A 25,673-nucleotide genomic window follows, 5' to 3' on the forward strand; every position below is an offset into this window, starting at 1 on the left:
CTTCCTTGAGAGCTATATAGAGTGATTAATCAAAACTCCTTCAAACTCAAAATCCATTTAAATCATTTACTTCTCTGCTCCCTTCAAATAAAAACTGAAAAAATTATTTTTCTACTTTGTATATGTAAGCGCTTTCTTATATAATAGACATATCTTACAGAAGAGGTGATGCAAGTGGTAAATGTGAACAAAAGCCGGATGAAGATTTATGTGTTGGACAATGGAACCCTTCGCATGGACAAGAACTTGATGATCGCAAACTCCAACCAGGCCACCATCGATAATCCCAATGCACCGAACGAGATGATTGAATTCCCGATCTACACCGTGTTCATTGATCACCCTGAAGCAAAGATTCTTTTCGATACTGCATGCAACCCTGAAAGTATGGCGAACGAAGACCACGAAGGGCGCTGGGGCCCGAATATCCAGAAAGCTTTCCCCTACTCTGCCACTGAAGAATGTTACTTACCCAACAGGCTGGAACAGATCGGCGTCGACCCTAAAGAAGTCGACTATGTCGTCGCTTCCCACCTCCACCTCGACCACGCGGGATGCCTTGAGTATTTCACGAACGCACTGGTGATTGTACATGATGATGAATTGAATGGCACGATGCAGATGTATGCCAGGAACCAGAAGGAAGGCGCATATATATGGGCGGATATCGATGCCTGGATCAAGAATGAGTTGAGCTGGCGGACTATTAAGCCATATGAGGATGATCTCGAACTGGTTGAAGGTATCAAAGTTCTGAACTTCGGCAGCGGACACGTCTGGGGCATGATCGGGCTTGAAATCAAATCCGAGGAACTTGGCACGCTCATCCTTGCTTCCGATGCCATCTATACAAAAGACAGCATGGAACCGACCTTGAAACCGCCGGGCATCATCTATGACTCCATCGGCTGGGCCAGATCCGTCGAAAAGATCAAGAAGATGGCAAAAGAGAAGAATGCGGATATATGGTTCGGCCACGACGGTGAACAGTTCGAAGGGTTCCGGAAATCCACTGAAGGCTATTACGAATAAACTTCACATTCAATAGGAGGCAATTATGGAGATTAAAGCTGCGGTATTACATGAGATGGGCTTGCCTGCACCTTATGCAGAAAGCAAACCGTTAAAGATAGAGACACTTGAACTGGATGACCCGGAAAGCAATGAAGTGATGATTAAAGTCGGTGCGATCGGCCTGTGTCATTCAGACTTGTCCGTCATCAACGGCTCAAGGCCCCGTCCGACACCGATGGCGCTCGGCCATGAAGCGGCGGGTGAGATCGTCAAGGTCGGTGACAATGTGAAAGACCTGCAGGAAGGTGATCATGTCGTCTGTGTGTTTGTACCGAGTTGCGGACACTGCATCCCCTGCCGTGAAGGACGACCTGCCCTTTGTGAGAAAGGCGCAAAATCCAACGAAAAAGGAGAACTGCTCGACGGCGGTGTGAGATTGCATGCCGATGGCAAGGATGTCCATCACCATGTCGGTGTATCAGGATTCGCCACCCATGTTGTCGTATCCGCCAATTCGGTGGTCAAAGTGGATAAGGATATACCTTTTGAGAAAGTCGCGATCTTCGGATGTGCAGTGATCACCGGCATCGGTGCCATCATCAACACCGCCCAGGTGAAGCCAGGCAGCACCGTTGCAGTCGTCGGACTCGGCGGCATCGGCCTGAACGCGATACTCGGCGCAAAACTTGCCGGAGCAAGTAAAATCATCGCACTCGATATCAACCCGAATAAATTCGACCTTGCGAAGAAACTCGGTGCGACCAACACTTTCGATTCATCCGATGAAACGGTTTTGGAGGAAGTGAAAGAACTGACAAACGGCGGCGTCAATTATGCTTTCGAGACTGCAGGCGTCGTGCCCGCGATGGAAGTGGCCTATAAGATCACAAGACGCGGCGGCATGACGGTGACCACCGGCCTGCCCGATCCCAAGCATAACTTCTCATTCCCGCAGGTGACGTTAACTGCGGAAGAAAGGACAGTCAAAGGATCCTACGTCGGCAGCTGTGTCCCTACCCGGGATATCCCGAGATTCATCGAGCTTTATAAGCAGGGAAGACTACCTGTCGATACATTGCTATCAGACACTCTCAAACTCGAAGATATCAACGAAGGATTCGACAGACTGCATAAAGGCGACGTGGCAAGGCTTGTAGTGAAGATGGACTGAGAAATGATGATACTGTATAAAAACAAGGACCCGAATATTCGGGTCCTTCTTTTGTGCGAAAGTCATCAATTCTGTATTCTATTCATGATTACACCATTGATTCATTCCGGTTGGCCGGGTGAATTTGAATATTCTTCTGATGCACTACTTTCTGTTCCTTCCATCTCCGGTGCATCTGTTTCATATAGATCCCTGCTTGATTCTCCATCACGTTGTTCGATCAGGCTCGTTTCTTTTCCTGGATGCTCTTCGAGGATGTCCAACTGATCACGATATAAATAATCGATTTCTTTTAATTCATCCAAAGGTTCAGGGTTATAAAAACGCAGTAGATCTTTCATCAGAATTTCATTGGAATGATTTAATTCTTCTCTCGCTTCGTTTCTAAAGAGATAAAGTTCTTCCAATTCTTCTTCGGTGAATTGGTCCAGCAACGGCTCCCCTGTCTCTGTATCATAGATTTCCTGTTCAAGGAAAGTATATTCCGGGGTGATTACACGTCCATTTCTCAAGGGTACGGTATTGTCATGTTCTTCAGATAAAATATCCTGCCCCATAAATAAATAACCATCTGTTTCTATGCCTAATAAATGCATCAAGGTTGGAAGCATGTCCACTTGACCGCTGTACGTGTCAAACACTTCACCGTTTTCAACGCCGGGAACATGCATGATGAAAGGGACTCTTTGTATTTGAGTATTATGGTAATCATTCCACTCTTCCGGATCTTCACCCACTAAAGGTGCCAATTCCGGGTTCCTCATATCAGAAATACCATAATGATCACCATACATGACTATGATTGAATCCTCGTATAAGCCGCTAGACTTCAAATAATTGAAGAATTCTTCCAACGCCTGGTCGGCGTAATGCGCTGTAACGAAATAATTATTGATTGTATTATCATCTGTCTGGGCAGCTGGAAACTCCACATTCTCCTCATCCAAAGGATAAGGGAAGTGATGGGAAACAGTGAGGAACTTGGAGTAGAATGGCTGCGGCAGCTGCTCAAGGTACTCTACTGAATCATGGAAAAACAATTTATCCTTCAAGCCATATTCCATTGACCTGTCCCCGGATACATCGTAAAACTCAGAATCAAAGAAGTAGTCATAGCCGAAACTTCGGTAAGTATCCGTCCTGTTCCAAAATGAGCCGACATTCCCGTGAAAAGCAGCTGAGGTATAGCCCCCGTGCTGTTCCAGAATATTTGACGCTGAATGGAATGTATTTGTGGATCCCAATGTTTGAAAAACACTGCCCTGCGGGAGACCGTACAGTGACAGCTCCCCTAGAACTTCAGCGTCTGATGACTTGCCCTGGCCGGTCTGATGGAAAAAGTTTTCGAAGCTGTATGAGTCTTCATTGTCATATATACTCGAAAGGAAAGGCATGACTTCATGAGTTTCGCCATACTCATCTTCCAATTCGTAATCAATCAAAAACTGCTGCACACTTTCCAATCCAATCACGATAACGTTGCGATCTTCTGCCACCCCGAAGTATTCAGGATTTGGCGCTGCATGGTTTTCGGATGCAAAGTTGAACACCTTCCCTAAATCCGACTCGTCGGCACTCACTCGCATTTGACTGTTTTGTGATGCCTGGAAAACATCATAGCCGGTAAAGAAATTCAAACCTAAATATTTAACGATATAATTCCTGTCAAAAGTCCGGGTCAATAATTCCGGACGGTCAATTTCCGCCAGTATCAAGTTCCCTGCCAAAAGTAAGACACCCAGTGATGTAACAAGGGTTTTTGTACGCCTCTTATATGTCTTCTTATCTTCGGCGAACGGTGTCTCCTTTTTATAGAAGAATAAATAACCAAACAACATGATATCGACCCAGTATAATAGGTCCCAGATCCTCATCATTTCAAATGTGGAAGTAAATAACGCACCGGTCACGTTATTAGTACTGGATACGATATTGAATGTCAGAAAATCAGCGAACTCCCTGTAATATAGAATGTTCACATATAACAATAGAGTCATTAACAGCAATAATGTAAACATTGCCCATTTTCTTAAAGTGGGGCTTTTAAAAAACAGTGCAATGGACAATACTATTACACCGGTGGCAATCGGGTTGATGAACAATATAATGTTTTCCATTATACCTGATACGCCTAAACTGAACTCAATCCAGTAAGCTATGTATGTTTTCAACCAGAATAAAAAAAGAAATAAGATGAAATATCCATAACGTTTATTCAATAATTCTTTTATTTTTGACATGTTTCCACTTCCTGATTCTCTACCTTTTCTCTAAATTTCAAATAATATATAAATATTCTATCCGGATTCTTCTTAGTAAATTAAGGTAGAGTAAGATATAAGAAAAACCCTCAAACTTAGGCGCGGAGGGTTTGGTGAGGGACGACAAGAGTAATTAAAAAACTTTAATACCAAGGGCTGTAACAACTGATCATCACTATATAGACAGTGACTTCCCCCACTTCATTGAGGCATTATCCCTTTTGAGCGTCCTATATTGATCATTTCAATCTTTTCACTTACAATCTCAAATTCTTTACAAATAATTAACAAGCTTTATCAATGCTCTTTATTATAGAGCAGAACCTTGCTTTTAAGCAAGAAAATACTCGTATATTGACAAAGTAATTTACAAATATTTAATAAAGAAAACCGATTCACCCTAAAAAGACCTGCGATGTTATTAGGATGTGTAGCGTGAAGTAACCATCTATTGAATACTTAAAATACAAAAACCCCATAAAGTTGAATTTTGGAGTTCAACTTTATGGGGGCACCCCAGACCATAAATTGGGGGTTGGTGAATCATGTTAACAACAGTGGACTGATACTTTAGTCATATTAATTTTTATAGATGGAATAGAGTTCCATAACACTTTATCAGTCTATATTTTATAATACTCTATTGCGCGCCCAGACCGCCATCGATGACAAATTCAGCGCCTGTGGAATAGCTTGATTCGTCCGATGCGAGGTATATTACCATACCACTCACTTCTTCAATACGTCCAGCTCTTTTCAGTGGAAAAGACTGTTCGAGCTCATCATTGATGAGATGATAGGTCATGTCCGTTGCTATAAAGCCGGGGTGTACGGAGTTCACTCTAATATTAAATTCACCCAACTCCAAAGCCGCTGCTTTCGTCATACCTCTCACTGCAAATTTAGAAGCGGTATATGCAATTTTTTGATTCGCACCGATGATACCTGCGAGTGACGAGATATTGACAATTGACCCTTTATTGTTTTCTTTCATTACAGGTGCAACGGCTCTCATTCCGAAGAACACAGATGTTTGGTTAATATCGGTGATTTTTCTGAACTGCTCCGTCTCTACATCTTCAATATTCTGTGCAGGCAGATCGATTCCCGCATTGTTCACCAAAATGTCCACAGTTCCGAATTTTTCTTTTGCCTTGGCAACCACGCTTTCCCAATCCTCTTCACTTGTCACGTCATGCTTGATGAACATCGCATTTTCACCCAGCTCATTGACCAATGCCTTACCCTCATCTTCCAAAATATCCGTCACAATGACTTTCGCACCATTTTCAATGAATTTCTTCGCATGTACTGCGCCCATCCCGCGTGCCGCTCCAGTAATGATTGCCACCTTGTCTGAAAGTCTAGCCATTTAATAAAACTCCTTTATGATTTTTTAAAAAGCATACTCCCGAACGAGAATATGCCCTTATAATTAATTGCTGATCCAGCCGTCGTCAGCCGTGATTTCACCCACACGGTCCTGCAACTTATCCGCTACATCCGTAAGGACAACCTCTATACCTTCTTTGATGAAGATCTGAGCACCCGCCAGGTCCATTCCACTCGCAGAAGCTGTAATTATTGCAACCTTGCGGTTTAATCTTTCCACTATTTATCATTCTGATTACACTATGTTGTATACTTCAACTATATAATGAAGTAAATATTTCAACAACCATCAAATGAAAGCGGTTTTGTTGGTCGAAGAGCGAGGTGTTACAAATTGATGAAAGAAAAATCAGCTGAAGAGAAAATCAAAGATGCAGTGGTGTGTTTATTGCAGGAAAAACAATTTCATAAAATAACAATCACTGATGTCATTAAAACAGCCGGGATAAATAGAAGCACATATTATTATCATTACTATGAATTGGAGAAAGTACTGAATGAAATCATTGACGTAACCATTGAAGAGTTGGTAAGGAAAATGGAAGAGAGTATACAGGAACCGGAGGTCTATAACGTGAGTGATCAAACCCTCCCCTCCACTCTTATAATGTTTAAACATATTTATGAATATAAAAAATATTATGTATCACTGTTGAACAGCGATGTCTCCAACCAGTTTTCCGAAAAATTCATTGAAGCGGTCAAACACTTCAACAGAAATCTTGAAGTCACTTTCATAAATCCGGCTGATGTTGAAATAGACTATGACATGTATACGAACTTCTATGCATATGCTGCTTTTGGCCAGGTTCAATACTGGTTGAAGTCGGGATTCAAACAGACACCGGAAGATATGGCTGAACAGCTGACACATTTTTTATTTCTGAAGTTGGAGAGTATAAAGGTGGTTTAATGGAGATATCTTTTGAATGGGAGTTACTTCTTTCTATAAAATGAGATTATATAAAAATAAGTAACTGGAAAAAGGAGTTGACTGCACTGGAACAAAAAAGTTCCTTCAGACACTTTTCTGAAGGAACCTTTAGAGAAATATACACTTTATAATTGATTAACGATTAAGCAGTGGTCATTGCATTAACTGCCAAAATTGCATCTGCAATCTGTTCAGGTGTAAGTTCTGGATTCATATTGTGGGAGGTCTCGCCTTCTGCAGTGGCTAATTTACCAATCTCAACTAAATCTTCATAGGATGCATCTTCCAGGTGAAGGTCTTCCAGTGTTGTCGGTAAATCAATCGCTTCAAAGAATTCTACATAAGGTAGGATTTCCATTTCTGAATATCCTTCAAGCACTAACTGAGTAAGGACACCATACGCTACTTTTTGTCCGTGAGTCAGGCCATGGATGTCACCTTCCAGTGCGGTGAAGCCGTTATGAATGGCATGTGCCGCCGCCAATCCACTATTTTCAAATCCTAAGCCGGACAGCAGTGTATTGGTTTCAATAATTGCTTCCACTTGCGGTGTGACCAATCCTTCTTTTGCTGCTTTATATGCGGCAATACCTTGAGTGAATAAAACCTCTTCTGCTTTTTCAGCAATCGCTGTTCCCGTAAGTGTTGCCTTTCCGCCAGCCATTGTGTCTGAATTTCTTTTTTGTGAAGCTTTTGCCTCAACCAGTGTCGCCATTGCGTCCCCCATACCGGAAGCCAGCAGGGATATAGGTGCTCCAACAACCACTTTTGAATCAATTAAAACCAGATCAGGGTTTTTATTGTAGAATTTATATCCTTCAAATACACCCTCATCTGAATAAATCACTGAAAGCGCACTTGTTGGTGCATCTGTAGAGGCAGTGGTAGGTGCAGCAACAACCGCGATGTCCAGGTTATCCCCGACTGCTTTTGCCGTGTCGATTGTTTTCCCGCCGCCGAGTCCAATCACTACATCGGCATTGTTTTCTTTTCCAACTTCAGTAAGGCGGTCAATCTCCGTTACTGATGCTTCTCCGCCGAACTCTTCATAAGAGTAAGAGATGTTCGAAGCTTTAAAACTTTCCTCTACAGCATCTCCTGTGATACCCCACACAGTTTCGTCGGATAAAATAAGCGGTGCTTTTCCGATTTTCTCGACTTCTTCTCCAAGTTGAGCGAGAACCCCGGCACCCTGTATATATTTTTTCGGTGAAATAAATACTCTTTTTTGCATTGATAATTGCTCCTTTCAGATTTCCATAAAATCATGTGATTCATACGAAAATGCGTGAAGTAAATACTACCTGTATTTCAGTCTGTCAGAGAGACTGGTTTTAGAAAGGCAACTGCCTTTTTACATAAAAATAAGAAACCGGAAACCCCGGCTCCCTATTCTCTACCCTGAATTATTTTCAATAATCATGTGCTGCTACTGCGTAGGAACGACTGACAATGAATCATGAAGTAAAAGAGAAAATTGACTGCGTATTACGAGTGGAGCGTTTAATGCACTTCTCCCGCCATATGCCTCATACCGTAGCCTTCTCTTAAAATAATTCCGGGATAATTTTGATGTGATATCATAAAATTAACGGCAATGTAGTATAGAGGAGGAATATTCCAATGAGCAACTATAAAGATAAAAACTTTTTCTTCGTAGGGAGTACTATCGATGGAAAAGATTATACCAATGAGTTTGTGGAAAACAATGAATGGCGGCTTGGATGGGAAGGAAATGAAGATGACGACCACTACCAGTCCATGCGAACCTATTATGATCAAATGCGTGAAGGTGACTATATTATTCTTAAAGCATCTTATACCCGAAAAAATAATCTCCCGTTTTTCAACCCGAACAATAAGACTGCCTCTGTAATGAGGATTAAAGCGGTGGGAATTATAAAAGAAAACCTTGAGGACGGCCATACAATTAAGGTCGATTGGTTCGGGGACTATCGAACAACTATGAAGGAATGGTATTTCTATACTTCAAGGGTTGCGATATGGATGCTGGATTACAAAAGTGAATTAAGTGGACATCTGATTGACTTCACATTAAATGATGTAGAACAGGACTACAGTATTTTTCTGAAGGATGACTACTGGAAAAATCAATTCTACACTGACGAACAGTTCAATGAGTTTGAATTGTTACAGCAGGAGCAAGAGTCTGAGAACCAGTTTGCATGGGTACATTTTTACCAGGAGTTTGCCGATAAACTGCGTCCCTACTTTAATGACAGAGATGCACTGATTGAGAAAGTAATAGAGACCTATAAAGCCATCAATATGAAACTGCCGACACTCGAAAGGGAAGGAAATATCGTCGATATTGACCCATTCACCATTTTTGCCCTGTTTAATAAAGGGATTACAGATAAAAACAGGATTAGAATTATCCAGGGATTGAAAGAAGAGTTTTCCATTGATGCAGAGGTTCCAGAATCTTTTGATGGCATCCCTGTAGTGAACAATATGGCCGCAACATTCTATTATTTTAAGGGTGACAGAGATGAACATGATATAGACAACTTATGGGCGGTTTTCAACTCTGCACTGGATTATGAGGAGAGTTATTCAGAAGAAAGCAAAGGGCAGTTCGTCGAAGATTTTGACACTGTTATTCGACAAAAAGGGATGAAATGGAACCTGACTATGGGACTTTATTGGATCCGGCCCGAAGCATTCATCAACCTTGATGCCAAGAATAGAGCTTTTATCGCAAGTGAAGAAAATATGTCATCTGAATTCGTAAGAAAATATGGATACATTGCTAAAATGCCTTCCGGCGAAGAATATATCTCTATTATTGAAGCTGCTCGTGCGTCGTTGAAAAGCAGCCGTTCCAAATACAGCACTTTCCCTGAATTATCTTTCCATGCATGGTATTCAACTCAAAAAAATGATAAAGATATAAACGAAGCAGAAAATATTCCCTCGCCAAGTTTAGAAGATGCAGACCTCTCCGAATATGCCCGTAAACTCATCTCTTCAAAAAATATCATTTTGAGAGGTGCGCCGGGCACAGGAAAAACATACCTTGCAAGAAATATTGCTGTTGAAGTTGCCAGTGGTGGAAGAACCAAATCTTTTGATGAGTTGGATGAAAATCATAGAAGTAATATCGAATTCATTCAATTCCATCCAAGCTATGACTATACAGACTTTGTAGAAGGCTTCAGACCTACCATTGATGAAGATACCTGTGAAATGCGCTATGAGATTATACCCGGTATTTTTAAGGAATTCATCTCAAAAGCAATCTCCAGACAAAGTTCAGGAGATAAGTTCGTCTTCATCATCGACGAAATCAATCGTGGCGAGATTTCCAAGATTTTTGGTGAATTGTTCTTCGCCATCGATCCCGGCTACCGGGGAAAAAGCGGTGCAGTCAGGACCCAATACTCTTCTTTCGATGATGAAAATAAATTCCTTTATATACCGGAGAATGTATATATCATCGGCACTATGAATGATATAGACCGCAGTGTTGAAAGCTTTGACTTTGCGATGCGTCGCCGATTCAGATTTATAGAAGTGACTGCCGAGAGCCAGCTCGGTATGCTCGAAGATAAAGTCGATGATCATGAAGAAGCTGTGAGCCGTCTGCTCAGATTGAATAATGCGATATTAGAAGTCGAAGGACTGAACAGTCATTACCATATTGGTCCGAGTTACTTCCTGAAATTGAATGATATCAATAATGACTACGAATTATTATGGCAGGATTATCTGGAACCACTATTAGAAGAATATGTCCGTGGGTTCTTCGATGAAATGAGTATACTCTCAAGCTTGAAAGCTGCTTATGATGGGATGCTTTCGGAGAATGACTATGAAAACTAAAGATAATACAGTAACCAGGACCTGTGATGTGACCATCAGTGAGGATTTTCTTAATAAAATCGCAAATAAAAATATTGAGGATTTGGAGAGCTCGAACTTATTTTTGTTTCCGCCCAAAGTGAGTGAGGTCGACGATCTGGATGCTTCACATTTTGTGATGATGGCGAATATTGATGAAATCAGGACAACAAATGTCATGGGTGTGATCGGTTATAAAAATGAAAGATTGTTTATAGGTTCAAGGTTTGATGAAGGCAATGACTATTTCTTCTATTACTTGTTGAAAAAAGTGTTGAATATGAACGTGATCAACACTGAAGTGAATATGGAGCACCAGAGTGACTTTCTGGAGCTGTTGATTCCCCTCTTCCCTAAGTTCCTGAATAATGCCATGAAAAAAGGGCTGTATAAGGAATATAAAGTACGTCATCATAATGAAGCAAACGTGAAAGGCGTCATTGACTTCAAAAGACAATTGAAAGAGAATGTCCCTTTTCTCGGCAAAGTGGCTTATAATACCCGTGAATTCAGTTATGAAAATCATGTCATTCATTTGATCAGGTATACGATGGAGTATATAAAGAGAAGAAAAGATCTGCGGAAAGTGCTCTACATGAATGATGTTACAAAAGAAAATGTTCATATCATAGAAGAAAATTCGTTGGAATTTAACTCCATTCATGCAGCAAAGATAATTCACCAAAATATTCGTAAGCCGGTCAGGCATGGGTACTTTTTTGAATATCAGGCATTACAGAGATTATGTATTGCGATCTTGAGGGCAGAATCCAATTATTTTAAAAAGGATTCAAACAATGAAGTATTTGGAATCCTCTTTGATGGCGCCTGGTTGTTCGAGGAATATATCAACACCCTGATTGGAGACCACTATATACACCCAAAGAATACCAAAGGCATTGGTCGACATTACTTATTCAATGATGCTAATGGATTAATCTACCCTGATTTTATAAGTAGAAGCGGTATCAATCGGAAAATTGCAGATGCCAAGTATAAACCGATTAATAATATACGGGGTCGTGATTATTTGCAGTTGGTTGCCTACTTACACCGCTTTGAAGCCGCTGAAGGATACTTTATCTATCCTTTGCAGAAAAGATTGAATAAAAAAGGTGAAAAGACATTAACGCTATTAAGTGGTGTTGAAGAAACAAGTGCAAGAGATCCGAATGTTAATGTGATTAAATATGGTCTCGGCATCCCAAGCCAGGAAAGCGACTTTGACACGTTTGAAGAAGTTATACTTCATGAAGAAGCAAAACTAAAGAATATTATGAGGTAATCTTTTAGTGATCTTTGTACCTGCATCTGATAAATTCACAAAAAACGCGGTTTACGATACTCACTATTCGGCATAAATAAACCCACCTATTCACACGATGGAATCCGACGACATTCAATTGAAGACCCGATTTACGACGTCCTCCTCACCCGGCAGAACCGCTTCTCCCGGGCACGGGAGATTATGCTTGAGTCCGACAAGACGGGATTCATATTCGTCCTGAACCCGGAAAGGCTGCCGATACTTGAAACCAAGAAGGCCGTGGGCCTCCTCGACAAGTATCACCTGCATGTAAAGACGCTCATCATCAATAAAGTATTGCCTGATGAAGCCGATGGCACCTTCCTCGCTCAGAGGCGGGAACATGAACAGCGGTATCTGAAGGAGATTGAAGATACCTTCAGGGATCAGAACCTCATCCGCGTGCCCCTGCTCCCCCATGACATCACGACCATTGAGGAGCTCGACCGGTTCAGTGCGTATTATGAGATGGACTGAGGAAAATAAAGGGAGCCTCCACCACTGTGGAGACTCCCATATGTTGAATCTATTGGAGCAGAGCAATCTGCTTCTTTTTTATGGACTTTTGATGTAATGGTTAGTTTCAGTCAGAAGCGGTAAAAGTATAATAATCACTATATGGAGGGATGAAGATGAAACGTGCTGAAGATATTGAAATCATTCCAATAAAGGTCGAAGATGACAGCAAGATACCCAACCACCCCGACTTCCCCCTGCTGATCTATAAGGGTGTGTTTGAAGGTGGAGATAATATTACCGCCATCCTCAACTCCAATAACTGGTCCGGGGAGTGGATCGGTTCCGTCCACCCTTTCCACCACTACCACAGCAACACCCATGAGGTGCTGGCGGTCAAACAAGGACATGCCGCACTGCAACTTGGCGGTGAGCAGGGTGAGGTGGTAGAAGCGGAAAAAGGTGATGTCATCATCCTCCCAGCCGGCTATGGACATAAGAAGATAGAGGAAAGTGACGATTATGCTAATTACGGTGCCTACCCCGGAGGTGTCAGTTTTGATATGTGCTATGGAGAACCGGGAGAGCGCCCTGAGAAGGTGGAGAATATAAAGCAGGTTCCGATGCCTGAGTTCGATCCTGTGTATGGTCAAGATGGTTCGCTGTTCGATTACTGGCAAAGTTGAGTCACACAGAAAGGGGATAAGCCCTTAGAATATAAGTTTTAGGTCAAAGTAGAAGCTATAATAAGCAACTTAACCAACAACTAATGACAAGCAGTTAATCAAGCCACTTAGTTGCTTGGAAAAATTATTAAAGATGAACTACCTCGCCATTTAAAATACCATGCATTTACTAGTTATAAAGAAAAGACGATAGCTAGCTTCTGTTCAAAGTTATCTAACAGTCGCAATTCTTCTAATCGTCTTTCAACTTCATACTTTAATTATCCTTATTACCATAAATTCTACTAAATAGAATAATAGCTCAGCTAAGTAAAATAAATGATATTTATCTACATTAATTCGTAAATAAATAAAGATTGTCTACGAGCATTATATTACTTACTAAAAAGCAAGATTCTCTTTCGCAATAACCCATCAAATATTGTATAATCAAAGAGATTCAATTTAATTATAATAAACTCTATAATATTAATGGGCATAGAAGTTCAGGTTAATTTTAAACACATTTCGCTAAGAGTTTTTTTATCTTTAAAGAAACTTCAGTGTAATCTCTCTTTTCGAGTAAACTATGCTTCTCTTCCAAGACAATAGTCTTTCCTTCAAAATTTATATCATCCATTTCCACAAGACCCAAAATCAGTTGAGAATTTTCCGGTTTCTTTTCTATAATAAATTCTAACATTTTATCTAAATTTGCTTTTTCTTGGTCTTGTTGATTTGGTGAGTCAATAACTATAGGGCAAAAAACCGAAGTGGAATACTCACTCATTACTTCGAGTATGCTAAAGTAGTATGCGAGTAAAGCCCTCGGTTTACCACTTCCTGTTTCAGAAATTTTTGCGTAAATTGATTTATAGGATTTCTCATTCATCGTTAATACCCTAAGCTCCTTTAAATTATTTTGCATTAATTTATAGTATTTTGTCTTGATTTTTTTTTGCCTTTTTTTGTCTTCAAATATTTGGATCTCTTCTTTTAGAGAGTCTATTCTTTCTTCGTTATTGACGATTTCGTTATTTAATAAACTTATTTCATTTTTCATAAGAAGATTCATTTCTCGTTTACCTTCATTTAGGATTATATCCTTAAACTTGACTGCTCCTTGTTTTTTTGAAAGTATTTCCTCTATTTTTTCTTGTTCAAGATTATTCATATCGTAAATTTCATATTCATTTTGAATATCTTTTACCGTCTTTTTGTAATTAAAGTTCAATTCAAGTAGTAAGTCTTGACATGTATCTTCGTCCTTAGCGATAAAAAAACGTTCTGCAAATGAATTCTCATATATATTCCCACATGTCGGACATTCTACTGAATCGGTTTGTTCCATTGCAAATTCAAAATCATCTTCTAATTCAGCGAGAGTGCTCTTCACTACATTGATTTGTTGCTCTATATGTATTTTGTGATTTTCTAACTCTAAAATTCCTTGCTTGAGTTTAGAGCCCTTTCTATTTAATTCATCGTAATGCCATAATAATTCATCAATTTCTTTTTTAAATTGAACTGTATCAACAGCCACAATTTCATCCTGTATTTGTTCACTAACTTTAGTAGTAAAATCACTAGAAATTTTCTTTGTATTTTTTAAAACAGATATATCTCTTTTAATATTTCTTATGGCTGCATTTAGTTCATAGTACTCATTTGGTTTAATACCAGTATGATAATTTATTACATCATTCTTCCAACTACTAAATTGGCTTAAGTTATTAAAGGATGCCCAATTACTGGTCCAGCTTATATCTTGGTCGATGTAAAAGGGCAAAAAAAAGTAAGCAGGAGGTGGAGTTTGGGATTCACCTTGTCTATTATTAAGGATTAACCTGTAGTTAAATAATTCCGCTATAAAAGGCCCTATACCATTTGTTATATTATCAAAAGTATCTATAATATTCAGTTCTTCATCAAAAACAGCAAAAAATTTCTCTTTTCTTAGAATAGAATAGGTCTTTTTTTCAAGAGAAAATTTAACTAGAGAAATAACATTTGCATCCTTCCATTTAGGATGTAGATCTTTAGGATCAGCTCCAAAAGTCCAATAAATACTTTTTAGTAAGGATGACTTTCCAGTGTGATTATCTCCACTTATCACTGTTATATTTGGATGAAATATTATCTTCTTTGCTCTTTCTTCTTGGAATGATATTAGATTTATTTCCTTTATAATCATTTTTTTCATAGTTATTTAACCTCAAATTCCGAATTAATCTTCTAAAATTTTCGTTCATTTGCTAAACTCCATTAAGATTATGACTTTGATATAAAATTCATTGTAAAAGGATCGAGTGTTTCTCGAAATATAATCATTAAAGACAGGTTTCAGTAAATCCTCTTGAAGACTGATGATTTGTTTTCCTTTATATGGTTGTACCATTTTTGATATTTCATCAATAATTTCTTTCAATTTCAAATTAGCATAATTCATCTTGTCAATTCTGAATTTATCCCATTCTTGCTTTATTTTAAGACGATCTGAAAAAGGTATCTTTTCTTTTATCAGAGAGTCGCTAATAAATTCCCATAGTTTTTGATCTTCATCATCTAAAGAGAATACTTGGATATGTTCTTTAAATTGCTCTCGGCTAATCCCTTTACGTTTTGCTAATTCTTCGAAAGACGAAATATCATTTTCATAGTTATTCTTTACCTTCACTTCACTAAATAGGGCATCATATATTACACTAACCTTATATTTAATGTCAGGATTCTGTTTTTCAATGAACTCAGAAATTTTTCCCTTTAAGTAAGTTTCACGATTATTTATTAATAGATCTGAAACCTCAAAAAATGTTAACTCAATAAAGTCAGGGTCATCTTCTAATTGATGCTCCTCCATAACTTTATGAATAATTTCTGAAATTGAATCTTGTTCTAATTCAGAAAGACAAATTCTTTTCTTTTCAATGCTCCGTCCACCATTTAATAACTTCAAATTATAAGTATAATTTGAAATGAAATTAAGAGATAAGGTGTGTTCCGGGAACTGCATCTTGCATTCATACATTTTCCCTAGAATTGATAAAGACGGGCCCTTTTTTCCTTCTTTTCTGTTGGTTAAAGATTTCAAAGTCCAATTTTTTGAACTTGTTTTTATTTGAAAAAAAGAAATGTTTTCAGGATCTGTAGCTGAGTCATAAATAACCACATCATCATAATAGTCCATAATTAATAAGAAATCTTCTTCGATTTCGTACATTTCCATCATTTTTAAAATAGCCCAATCTTTTTGATAATCAAATCTGTTTGAAGAGCGAGGACCACTAACATCTCTAGGCTTAACAAATGAATCTTTTATTTTATCCATATAATCAATCCCACTCATATTAAATCTGATAATTTTAAATTATAAAATAATTCTTTCTTAATTGTAACTATAAAGTAGATTTTTAACAATATTTATTACTATATAAGAATACTAAAATACTCAAGCAGGAGAGCTTGTTAAAGAACCTTACTACGCAATAAATAAAATTATTGTTTTCTCAATAAATATTGTAAGTACTTAAGATTTTCAAATTTTCATAAATGTAATATTATATCGATTAGAAGTTTTAAAATATTTCACTTATTGATTTTCTTACTTTCAAAGCGCCTATAACCGATAAAAATATTTTTATTTTGCAAAATAGTATATCTTTTAAAATTCTTGAGTAGTACCTTTTAGTATCTTGTAAATTACTATTAATTAAGTTGTATTCACATCCTCTTTTTATATAACTGTAAATTTGTGACTCATGGCTAAGTGAGTTGTCATTTATTCATCCAATACTTTTTAACTCAAATACATTTTTTGAAGTAATGTTTTTTTTCTATTTTTCATTTGCTCAATCTTAGAGTTTCTTATCTCAATTAATTTATTAAATTTTTCTAGAAATGAACTTATCTTTTTTTGTTCTTCATAAGTAGGCAAGTCAATTTTTAATTTTTTAATATCATTGTTATAAAGGTGAACTACGGTCTTCCCTTGAGAAAACTTAGAGAGTCTCTTCTTATATCTTCCATTTATTATCATTGAAATAAAAGTTCCTAAATAGCCATTTATTGGATTCAAAATGTTTATATCCCCCCCTACTAAAACACTCCTGACATTAATAGCAGTAGCCTTAGCAATATCAATTGGTGTTTCTCCTGAAGACGGAATCAGTACACTATTTTTATAAGCTACTTTTAAAAATTGTGCAGGCAAATTTGTTTTACTATGAACCTCATTTATTACATCCTTATACCTTGTATATAGTTCTCCGTAAAGCACACAAGGTTCACCCTCATTTGTAAGATCACTTTTGGATATGTCTTTCCCTTTGCTGAAACTAGCAATCTCACCTATTTTTTTCTCTTCCCACTCCGGATAGTCATTACCATTCTCATCTTTGAACCTTAATTCTTGAGAGAAAATCTTTTGCATATACCCCTTCTTCTGTTCTTCCAATAATTCAAGCTTCTTCTCTTCCAACTCAATCAGTCGATCAAGCTTGTTGAAGAACTCGCCAATCTTTTCTTGTTCTTCTTCTGAAGTAGTATGAATTGGTAATAGACTGTACTCTTTTCCATTGATTCCTGGTTGCCCAGATCTCATGGACATGACCTTAACCCATTTATCATATTTCTGAGTCAAAGTCTGAGGATAGATGAAGTTAGGATTGAATCCCCCCTTCAACTCAAACTTAATAAGAAAGCCAGCAAAGTAATACTTTAAATTTTGATTTAAAGAACGATGTAAATAACTCTTTCCAGTACTCGCTCCAGTGCGAGCAAAAAGAATATCTTCTTCATTCAATAAGTATCTATCGTTTATTTCAGAAGGACTAGTAAAGTCCTTCGTATTCAATTTTCTTGACTGTTCTTCTATATCTGTTATTCGTACATATACGTTTTCACCATCGAAGTCAGTTGCAGCTGTATTCATACCATACATAGCATTTTGACTGATTTCTCCTAGTTTCTTCTCTTCCCACTCTCCACTAAACTCTGGGAACCTCAACTCAGGTACATTCTGTTTACTCATCATACAACACACCCAGTTCTTTCAAATATCCATCGATTTCTGCTTCAAGTGTTTCGATTTCTGCATCGATTGCCTTGATGTCCTTCTGGACCTGCTCGAGATCTACGGGTTCTTCTTCTTCGAATGTATCGACATATCTCGGAATGTTCAGGTTATAGTCGTTCTCTTCTATTTCTTCGAGTGTTGCGGCATAGCTGTATTTATCTACAGTCTCCCTGGTGCGGTATGTTTCGAGGACCTTCTCGACGTCTTCATCACGCAGGTGATTCTGATTTTTGCCCTTCTCGAATGAACTTGAAGCATCAATAAACAGTACATCATCTGTTTCTCTTGATTTCTTGAAAACTAAGATCGTCGTTGGAATACTCGTTCCAAAGAAGATATTCGCAGGCAGTCCAATCACTGCATCAAGATAGTTTTTCTGTTCAATCAAGTACTTTCGGATGGTACCTTCCCCTGCGCCTCTGAAAAGTACGCCGTGAGGAAGTACAACTGCCATAGTGCCGTTATCATCCAAGTAATGCACCATATGCTGGACGAATGCAAAGTCAGCTTTAGATTTAGGTGCGAGCTTACCGTAACCACTGAACCGTTCGTCATCATTAAATGACGGATCAGCACTCCACTTCGCACTGTACGGTGGATTCGCAACAACCGCTTCAAACTTCATGTCCATGAAAGCCGGCTCCTCAAGTGTATCGCCGTTTTCAATCGTAAACGCCTTATAGTTCACATCATGAAGCAGCATATTCATGCGTGCCAGGTTGTAAGTTGTACTGTTGTATTCCTGCCCGTAAAAGTGTCTGACATTCGCATGCTTCCCAACACGGAGCAGAAGTGAACCGGACCCGCAGGTCGGGTCATAGACATTCCTCAGGTTTTCCTTACCTGTCGTGACTATTTCCGCCAGAATCTTCGATACCTGCTGCGGCGTATAGAACTCACCGGCCTTTTTTCCGGCCGTTGCCGCGAACTGGCCGATCATATACTCATAGGCATCACCGAGCATATCTATTTCCAAATCACTATGTACAAACGGCAATGTCGATAGATTTACCATTACTTTGGAAATCAATTTAGTTCTGGCGGACACGTTATTTCCGAGTCTTGATGACGTCAGGTCCATATCATCGAACAGATGAGTGAAATCATCCTCACTGGCTTCCCCGAGTGTAGATGCTTCCACTGCAGAAATCGCCTCCGACAGCTTCTCAATATCGAATTCACCTTGCTCGATTTCCTCAATCATCCGGCTGAACAAATACTTTGGCTCCACAATGTAACCGATGCGTGTCGTCAGTTCATCCTGTAAGGCTTCCCTGTATTCCTCGTCTTCCCAGGCCTCTTTGTATGAAATCCCATCTTCTTCCAAGAGGCTATTCACTTCATCTTCCGTCTTTTCCGATAAGAACCTGTAGAAGATAAGTCCCAATATGTAGTTTCTGAACTCACTTGCATCCATATTCCCTCTGAGGTCATTCGCTATAGACCATAATCTCTTGTGCAGTTCAGACTGCTGCTGGCGCTGTTTCTCCGTTACTGTCATCATTTAAATCGTTCCTCCTATTAATACAGAAAAGACAACAAGTGATGCTTATGCACCACTTGAGTCTATTCCACCAATCCAAATTTACGTGATACATTTTTTACAAATTGGTAAACCTTATTCACTTTCTTCCGCTTCTTCAAAAGCCCGCCGGTGACGCCTTTTTCTATATCCTTACGGTACAGCAGACCGCTGTAGTCATATTCTGTATATAAACTCCGTAATTGTTCCACCGGGTATTGTTCAGTCTCTGCAAAGTTTTTGAATTCCTGCAGTTTTTTATCTTCCTCAAAATCCAGGTAGACCTTCTCTATGTTGGCGTTCCTATCCAGTTTAGGCAGGACTTCATCCAGGAACTCCTGAATCAAATCTGCCTTCAGACGCAGATTTTCATCGTCCGCACGCTCAAGCATCAATTTGATCTGCTTACGCTCCTCGGCCTGTTTCTTCTTATTTTCCAGGTCGATATTCCCAATCAAATTGAGAATATAGCTGACATTCACTTTGTCATTTCTGATCACTTCTATCTCAAAATCAATGTCATTGATGACCGAAACCTTTTCACTATCCTTTTGTCGGACATACTTATCGTAGTAGTCCAAATATGCGCTTCTATAATCCTCATAGCCCTGCTCTGAAACGCCCAGGAGTGTTTTGGTGAAGTCGAATTCTTCGAACGTCTTAAGTTTCAGCAAGGCCCTTGCCGTTTGCCTGTAGGAGACGATAAACGCTTTGATTTCTTCTTCGTCTTCCAGGTGGTAGGCGTCCTGAGGGGTCGCTACTACAGTATGTAGCTCATTCATGCCTGCCTGGAAATCCTCAAGATACTCTTCAAAGGACTTGCTTAATACTACATCAGTATCCTCAGTATTGGAAAATAATCGTATGGCTTCATCCGTTTCTTTCTTCAGATCACGGTAGCTCACAATATTACCGTATGGCTTAGTCTGCTTTTCCACCCTGTTGGTCCTGGAGTATGCCTGGATCAGATCATGATGTTTCAAGTATTTATCTACATATAACGTATTCAATACTTTACTGTCAAAGCCGGTCAAAAACATATTGACCACAATCAGGAGATCAATTTTCTCACCCGGTATCCCCTTCTTCATCCGCTTGGATATATCATCAAAATACTGGTCGTAGGTTTCAAGCGAGAAGTTCGTATTATAGTTTTCATTGTAATCATCGATGACTCTCGCAAGCCGGTCTTTGGCATGTTCCTTGACATCGCCTTCCCTCAAATCTTCATTGGCTTGATAGCTGAAGATTGTGGCGATGTTGAGAGGCTTACTGCCTGCTTCATGATTGATTTCCCTGAATTTATCATAGTATTTCATTGCTGTGTCTATACTCTGGGTCGCAAATATACTGGAATACTGACGGTCTTTTGTTTTGTTGTCATGAATACTGTGGATATGCCTTGCCACCATATCGATTCTATCATCCGCCATCCATATTTCATTTGTGTCGATGGCTTTCACATATTCTTCACCAGAAGAGGTTGCCTTATCTTTAAAGGTATTGATGTACTCGATGGAGAAGCCCAGTACGTTCCCATCCCTTATGGCATCCTTGATCAGATAATGATGCAGACACTTATCGAATATATCTGCGGTACTTCTTCCATCCTGGCTCTTATTATCGTCAAATCTCGGTGTACCAGTGAAGCCGAAGTACTGGGAATTCTGGAAATGCCTGCGGATCATCCTGTGCATATCACCAAACTGTGAGCGGTGACATTCATCGATGACGAAAATGACTTTATCTTCTTTATACTGGTGCATCACCGGAGCATTCGACTTCACGGCATTCGCCATCTTCTGTATCGTCGTGATGATCATCGGTTTGCTTTTATCTTCCAACTGCTCTAATAGATGCTTTGTATTATCTGTATAGTCCACAGAACCCGGTTCGAACTTATCGAACTCTTTCTGCGTCTGGGTGTCCAGATCTTTTCGGTCCACAAGGAAGATGACTTTCTTTATCTCCTTCTCCTGGGCAAGCAGCTGGCTCGCCTTGAAGGACGTCAAAGTTTTACCGCTGCCGGTCGTGTGCCAAATGTAGCCGTTGTTGTTCGTTTCCAACGCACGCTTGATCAGCGCCTCTGTCGCATACATCTGATACGGCCGGAGCACGATCAAGTTCTTATCCGTTTCATCGACCACCATATAGCGGCCGATCATTTTCGCCAGATGATGCGGCAGCATGAAACTGTCTATGAACTCGTGAACATTGGTGAGACGGTTATTCTCTTCATCCGTCCAGTAGAACATATGGCTCTTATATATTTCTTTATCATTGTTGGCATAGTATCTCGTGTCGTTATAGTTGCTCAAGACAAATAACTGGGTATATCTGAACAACCCTGTAAAGTTGTGCCTACGGTAACGTTCGACCTGATTGAATGCTTCATTGATCGCCACACCGCGGCGCTTCAATTCTATCTGCATGACAGGCAGACCGTTGATGAGTACGGTCACATCATAACGGCCTTTATATTTATCTTCCACGCTGATTTGATTGGTGACTTGAAACTTATTTCTGCACCAGTTCTTCGAATCAAAGAACTCCAGATAAAGCTCCGTCTCATCATCCCGCTTCAAGACAAACTTATCCCTTAATATCCGGGCACTGTCGAAGACACTCTTATTGTTGATCTGGATCATCAGCCTTTTGAACTCACTGTCAGTCAGCGGCTGACCGTCAAGTTTATCTGCGTGTCTTTCATTTAATATAAGCCTGAAGTTTTCCTCCAGACTTTCATTGTTATGTATAGCCGCTCTTTCATATCCAACCCTCTCCAGCTGGTCCATCACCTTACTCTCCAGAGCCAGCTCACTTTGGGTGCTCATATCTCATCCCACCATTCGATAAAATTGGAAGTTGGTTCCAGTATACTACAAAATCTCAAAATACAATAATGACTAAAATCTTCTTTAAATAGCATTATTACGATACTTCCTTAATTTTCTATTTATGGTTATAGTAATAGTATATTAAATATTTTTAATATACAAAACTTTATACGAGGTGAAAATATGGAGATTATATCAGGCATCTTAATTGGTGTCATAGGGGTTATTAGTGCATTAGTTACAACAAACCTTACCAACAAAAAAAGTTCTGATGAAAACTATAACGCTATTATGCAAAAAGAGAAGAACATTCTTATAGAAAATAGTAAGGCAACAATGAACGAGTATAATGATGCTTTGGATGAAACTATTCTTCTCTTTAAAGCAACAAATTCAAATTACAGAACTTCAAGCGAGGAAAGACTTGAAAATATTGAAAAGTTGAAAAGTATTAGAAACAAAGTCAATTTAGAGTTTCCTTCTTTTGAAATTGACCAAAAAAACTTCTTCTTACATAATAATCACGCCTTTAGGGGTGCAGGGGTTAGAGAAGGAAAAGATGATAAAAAATTATATTTAAGAAGAAAAGTGTCTAAAAGTGAACAAAAAGACAATGAAAAAGACACCATTGAAGAGGCAATTTTTACAATGATGATATTATTGGAAAACGTCATGTCTTATAATAAATCAGATGTAATCCGTATGGATAAAGACATTTCTAATGATAATTCCAAGGAAAATTCTGAAGGTAATTCTAATAAAGATTCTGAAGATAATTTTATTATAGTTAATGACTCCCTTATCGACTCTTATAAGCATATTCTTTTCAAACTACAACAAAGTCTTTTCTATATAAATAGATTAACCATTGAAAAGAGGAAAGGCAGAGATTTTATAAAATTAGTAGTTCCGGAGATATCTGATACTATTGAGGATGTTGAAGATCAAATTAGCAAAATCTATTTTAATGGAATTCTCAACCCTAACACTGACAAAAAAGATGATAAGTACAAGGAGAAAGAATTCACTGATATTTCACAAGTAAAAAAGACGAATGAGCAAGAGTTAGAGGACTTTGAAGATTTGTTTCCTACCGATGAAGAATCAACAGAACTTCCAGTAGCAGAATTAGTTATAACAACTTTAGATAGATTAAAGAAAGCCGACTTAGAAATAATAAAAAAGTGGTCTTCTTCAGATGCCAGTAACAGATATCTTTTGAATACAACTCCTAAACATAAAAATGGGCAAGATTTTGTAAACTATCATATCTATCCCTCCGATAATATTTTTATCGAAGCTCACCATAGTAAAGGGTATATTAAACGACTTTTAGAAAAATATATTTTAGCAGTGCTCAAAGAAAATGGGCAGTTGAATGAAAAAAATGACGAAAAAATTGAGGAAGACAATACAAAGAAGAAAACAAAAAGAAATTTCTCTGATAAAGAGTTGGATTTTATTGAAAGACATACTTTAAATAAAAATGACTCTATTCGAAACCTCCTAATATCTTCATTAGAAAGCTTGGAGAAAGAATACGAAATCAGACCAATGGATTTAACTGACAATAAAACATTAGTCAGTAAAACAAATAAAAATCCTGATGGTAAAAAGCTCCCTAAAGCAAATAAATATGTCACTAAAAAGGGTATAGAATATTATTTTAATACACACATGAACGCTCCGGCCGCTATCAAATCTTTGATAAAGTATGAAGAATTTTTGAGAGAACATGAGAGTTCTTTGGTTAAATAAGAATTGAATCCACATATATAAAGCTGTAGAAAATCTTCTGCAGCTTTATTTTTGTTATCTGCATTTGAACTTTAAAATTTACTTACACACTATCTCCTTAAATAAATAAAAATTATTGAATAGTTCTTCCAACATATATTCAATTGACTATTCAGTCACTTTTTCAAGTACATCAAGGTTATACTGCATCAAGGATATATAATCTGCATCATTATTGATGTCTTCTTCAGTCCTTACCTCCATGTTGTGGATCATTTCTGCTTCGGCACCGATCTCATTTTGTATGACTTCGGATATGTTGTTTGTATTATTCTGTTCATAGAGGACATATTCCAGATCATATTCCCTCACTGTGTCAATCAGGCCGGCAAGCTGTCTTTGAGAGGGCTCGTCAGTCATTGTATAGCCTGTAATCGGTATCTGTTCAATGCCATACTTATCCCAGTAGCCGAATGCTGCATGGGGTACGATGATGTGCTTTTCACTACCGTCATTTAAAGTGTCCTCAAGCTCCTGGTCGAGCGCTTCCATTTTATCGATTCGCTGTCATCATTATTTTAATCACCATTCGACCACCATACATGTCAATACATCATTGATATAGTAAAATTGAGTCATGAAAGCATCACATCATAAATAAAGGGGATATGATCAATATGGTTAAGTTCAATACGTTTTCAATCACTGCACGCTGTGCCCGGACGGGACAGCTCGGCGTGGCAGTCTCGACGAAACTGCCGGCGGTCGGCATGCTCTGCCCGTTCGTGAAGGCTGGTACAGGGGCCATCGCGACCCAGTCATTCGTCAATCCATACATAGGTATCCGGGGGTTGGAATACCTTTCAGAGGGTATGTCTGCAAAAGAAACGAAAGAGAAGATAATGTCAGAGGAGATCAACCTTGAACACAGGCAGTTTGCGATTGTTGATAAACACGGCAATACAGCGGCTTTCTCAGGTGATGAATCCGACGGTTATTATAACCATTTCGAAGGGGACGGCTTTGTCGTTGCCGGCAATATGCTGGTCAACGAAGAGACCCTGACCGATATGAAAAGCGCTTTTGAAAACCACAGCGACCTTGATTTGGCAGAACGCCTCTTGCAGGCATTGGAAGCCGGACAGGCAGCCGGTGGTGATAAACGCGGCAAACAGTCGGCGGCACTCAAAGTCTTCGACACAGAAGAATACCCGCTCGTCGATCTCCGTGTCGATGAACACGCGGACCCTGTAGCAGAACTTTCACGTGTGTATGATGTGGCAAAGGAAGAACTCTTCCCTTTCATGCCGATGATGCCGACGAAAGAAAATCCCGGCGGGCGGTTCAACCCGGCTGAATACGAAGCAGAATAAATGTAGATTAAGAAGAGCGATACTGGCAGTCAACAGCTCCAGTGTCCCGATTAAAAAACGGCGAGTG

General features: G+C 39.0%; 18 protein-coding genes and 1 pseudogene. 9 read left to right on the forward strand and 10 right to left on the reverse strand.

The genetic code is table 11. The features are described 5' to 3' along the window. The first annotated feature begins 174 nt into the window (after nt 1–174). Together ahlS and CRN96_RS05350 are read left to right on the forward strand one after the other, a co-directional pair. A complete protein-coding gene (gene ahlS / locus CRN96_RS05345) occupies nt 175–1,032 on the forward strand; it encodes an AhlS family quorum-quenching N-acyl homoserine lactonase (protein WP_097039908.1) in 858 nt (285 codons plus the stop codon). A 25-nt stretch (nt 1,033–1,057) separates the two neighbouring features. Further along, nucleotides 1,058–2,185 carry a zinc-dependent alcohol dehydrogenase family protein gene (locus CRN96_RS05350; protein ID WP_097039910.1) on the forward strand — a complete coding sequence of 376 codons (1,128 nt, stop codon included), beginning with the start codon at nt 1,058–1,060 and terminating at the stop codon, nt 2,183–2,185. 101 nt (nt 2,186–2,286) lie between these two features. On the opposite strand, the gene CRN96_RS05355 is transcribed toward CRN96_RS05350, so the two are convergent. The 3 genes from CRN96_RS05355 to CRN96_RS05365 all read right to left on the reverse strand — a co-directional run bounded on the left by CRN96_RS05355 (nt 2,287) and on the right by CRN96_RS05365 (nt 6,058). Further along, nucleotides 2,287–4,425 carry an LTA synthase family protein gene (locus CRN96_RS05355; protein ID WP_097039912.1) on the reverse strand — a complete coding sequence of 713 codons (2,139 nt, stop codon included), beginning with the start codon at nt 4,423–4,425 and terminating at the stop codon, nt 2,287–2,289. 661 nt (nt 4,426–5,086) lie between these two features. Continuing rightward, nucleotides 5,087–5,818, reverse strand: a complete 732-nt coding sequence (locus CRN96_RS05360) for a glucose 1-dehydrogenase (protein WP_097039914.1) — start codon at nt 5,816–5,818, stop codon at nt 5,087–5,089. 63 nt (nt 5,819–5,881) lie between these two features. Continuing rightward, on the reverse strand, nt 5,882–6,058 hold the full coding sequence (locus CRN96_RS05365) for a hypothetical protein (RefSeq protein WP_179647116.1): 177 nt from the start codon (nt 6,056–6,058) through the stop codon (nt 5,882–5,884). Between the two features lie 261 nt (nt 6,059–6,319). On the opposite strand from CRN96_RS05365, the gene CRN96_RS05370 reads away from it, so the two are divergent. After that, on the forward strand, nt 6,320–6,751 hold the full coding sequence (locus CRN96_RS05370) for a TetR-like C-terminal domain-containing protein (RefSeq protein ID WP_218839916.1): 432 nt from the start codon (nt 6,320–6,322) through the stop codon (nt 6,749–6,751). Nucleotides 6,752–6,914: 163 nt separating this feature from the next. Here CRN96_RS05370 and CRN96_RS05375 read toward each other — a convergent pair whose 3' ends face one another. Continuing rightward, nucleotides 6,915–8,006: a glycerol dehydrogenase gene (locus CRN96_RS05375; RefSeq protein ID WP_097039917.1), complete on the reverse strand. Its 1,092-nt coding sequence runs from the start codon at nt 8,004–8,006 to the stop codon at nt 6,915–6,917. A gap of 389 nt (nt 8,007–8,395) precedes the next feature. On the opposite strand from CRN96_RS05375, the gene CRN96_RS13330 reads away from it, so the two are divergent. The 4 genes and pseudogenes from CRN96_RS13330 to CRN96_RS05395 all read left to right on the forward strand — a co-directional run bounded on the left by CRN96_RS13330 (nt 8,396) and on the right by CRN96_RS05395 (nt 13,084). Then, nucleotides 8,396–10,618: an McrB family protein gene (locus tag CRN96_RS13330; RefSeq protein WP_245844556.1), complete on the forward strand. Its 2,223-nt coding sequence runs from the start codon at nt 8,396–8,398 to the stop codon at nt 10,616–10,618. Then, complete coding sequence (locus CRN96_RS05385) at nt 10,608–11,921, forward strand: 5-methylcytosine restriction system specificity protein McrC (protein ID WP_179647117.1); 1,314 nt, start codon at nt 10,608–10,610, stop codon at nt 11,919–11,921. Before CRN96_RS13330 ends, CRN96_RS05385 begins: the two co-directional genes overlap by 11 nt. Nucleotides 11,922–12,038: 117 nt before the next feature. Further along, a pseudogene (locus CRN96_RS05390) lies at nt 12,039–12,419 on the forward strand (ArsA family ATPase); the annotation flags it as partial. Between the two features lie 155 nt (nt 12,420–12,574). Then, nucleotides 12,575–13,084 (forward strand): cupin domain-containing protein, encoded by a 510-nt coding sequence (locus CRN96_RS05395; protein WP_097039921.1) that lies wholly within the window; start codon nt 12,575–12,577, stop codon nt 13,082–13,084. A 496-nt stretch (nt 13,085–13,580) separates the two neighbouring features. On the opposite strand, the gene CRN96_RS05400 is transcribed toward CRN96_RS05395, so the two are convergent. The 5 genes from CRN96_RS05400 to CRN96_RS05420 form a co-directional block, all read right to left on the reverse strand. Then, nucleotides 13,581–15,266, reverse strand: a complete 1,686-nt coding sequence (locus CRN96_RS05400; RefSeq protein WP_097039923.1) for an AAA family ATPase — start codon at nt 15,264–15,266, stop codon at nt 13,581–13,583. 45 nt (nt 15,267–15,311) lie between these two features. Beyond that, entirely contained in the window at nt 15,312–16,409 is a 1,098-nt protein-coding gene (locus CRN96_RS05405; protein ID WP_097039925.1) for a DUF4297 domain-containing protein, read from the reverse strand. A gap of 450 nt (nt 16,410–16,859) precedes the next feature. Continuing rightward, nucleotides 16,860–18,092 carry a restriction endonuclease subunit S gene (locus CRN96_RS05410; RefSeq protein ID WP_179647119.1) on the reverse strand — a complete coding sequence of 411 codons (1,233 nt, stop codon included), beginning with the start codon at nt 18,090–18,092 and terminating at the stop codon, nt 16,860–16,862. Then, nucleotides 18,085–19,638 (reverse strand): type I restriction-modification system subunit M, encoded by a 1,554-nt coding sequence (locus tag CRN96_RS05415; protein WP_097040356.1) that lies wholly within the window; start codon nt 19,636–19,638, stop codon nt 18,085–18,087. The genes CRN96_RS05410 and CRN96_RS05415 overlap by 8 nt, the downstream gene beginning before the upstream one ends. A 65-nt stretch (nt 19,639–19,703) precedes the next feature. Further along, on the reverse strand, nt 19,704–22,493 hold the full coding sequence (locus CRN96_RS05420; protein WP_097039928.1) for a type I restriction endonuclease subunit R: 2,790 nt from the start codon (nt 22,491–22,493) through the stop codon (nt 19,704–19,706). A 186-nt stretch (nt 22,494–22,679) separates the two neighbouring features. Here CRN96_RS05420 and CRN96_RS05425 point away from each other — a divergent pair, with 186 nt between their 5' ends. Further along, nucleotides 22,680–24,254: a hypothetical protein gene (locus tag CRN96_RS05425; RefSeq protein ID WP_097039930.1), complete on the forward strand. Its 1,575-nt coding sequence runs from the start codon at nt 22,680–22,682 to the stop codon at nt 24,252–24,254. A gap of 147 nt (nt 24,255–24,401) precedes the next feature. Here CRN96_RS05425 and CRN96_RS05430 read toward each other — a convergent pair whose 3' ends face one another. After that, nucleotides 24,402–24,785 carry a metal ABC transporter solute-binding protein, Zn/Mn family gene (locus CRN96_RS05430; RefSeq protein ID WP_097039932.1) on the reverse strand — a complete coding sequence of 128 codons (384 nt, stop codon included), beginning with the start codon at nt 24,783–24,785 and terminating at the stop codon, nt 24,402–24,404. A gap of 125 nt (nt 24,786–24,910) precedes the next feature. Between CRN96_RS05430 and CRN96_RS05435 the strand changes: the two genes are divergently transcribed. Further along, nucleotides 24,911–25,606: a DUF1028 domain-containing protein gene (locus tag CRN96_RS05435; protein ID WP_097039934.1), complete on the forward strand. Its 696-nt coding sequence runs from the start codon at nt 24,911–24,913 to the stop codon at nt 25,604–25,606. The last annotated feature ends 67 nt before the right edge of the window (nt 25,607–25,673 follow it).

Source organism: Salinicoccus kekensis (genome assembly GCF_900220995.1).
In the GTDB taxonomy this organism is placed as follows: Bacteria; Bacillota; Bacilli; order Staphylococcales; family Salinicoccaceae; genus Lacicoccus; species Lacicoccus kekensis.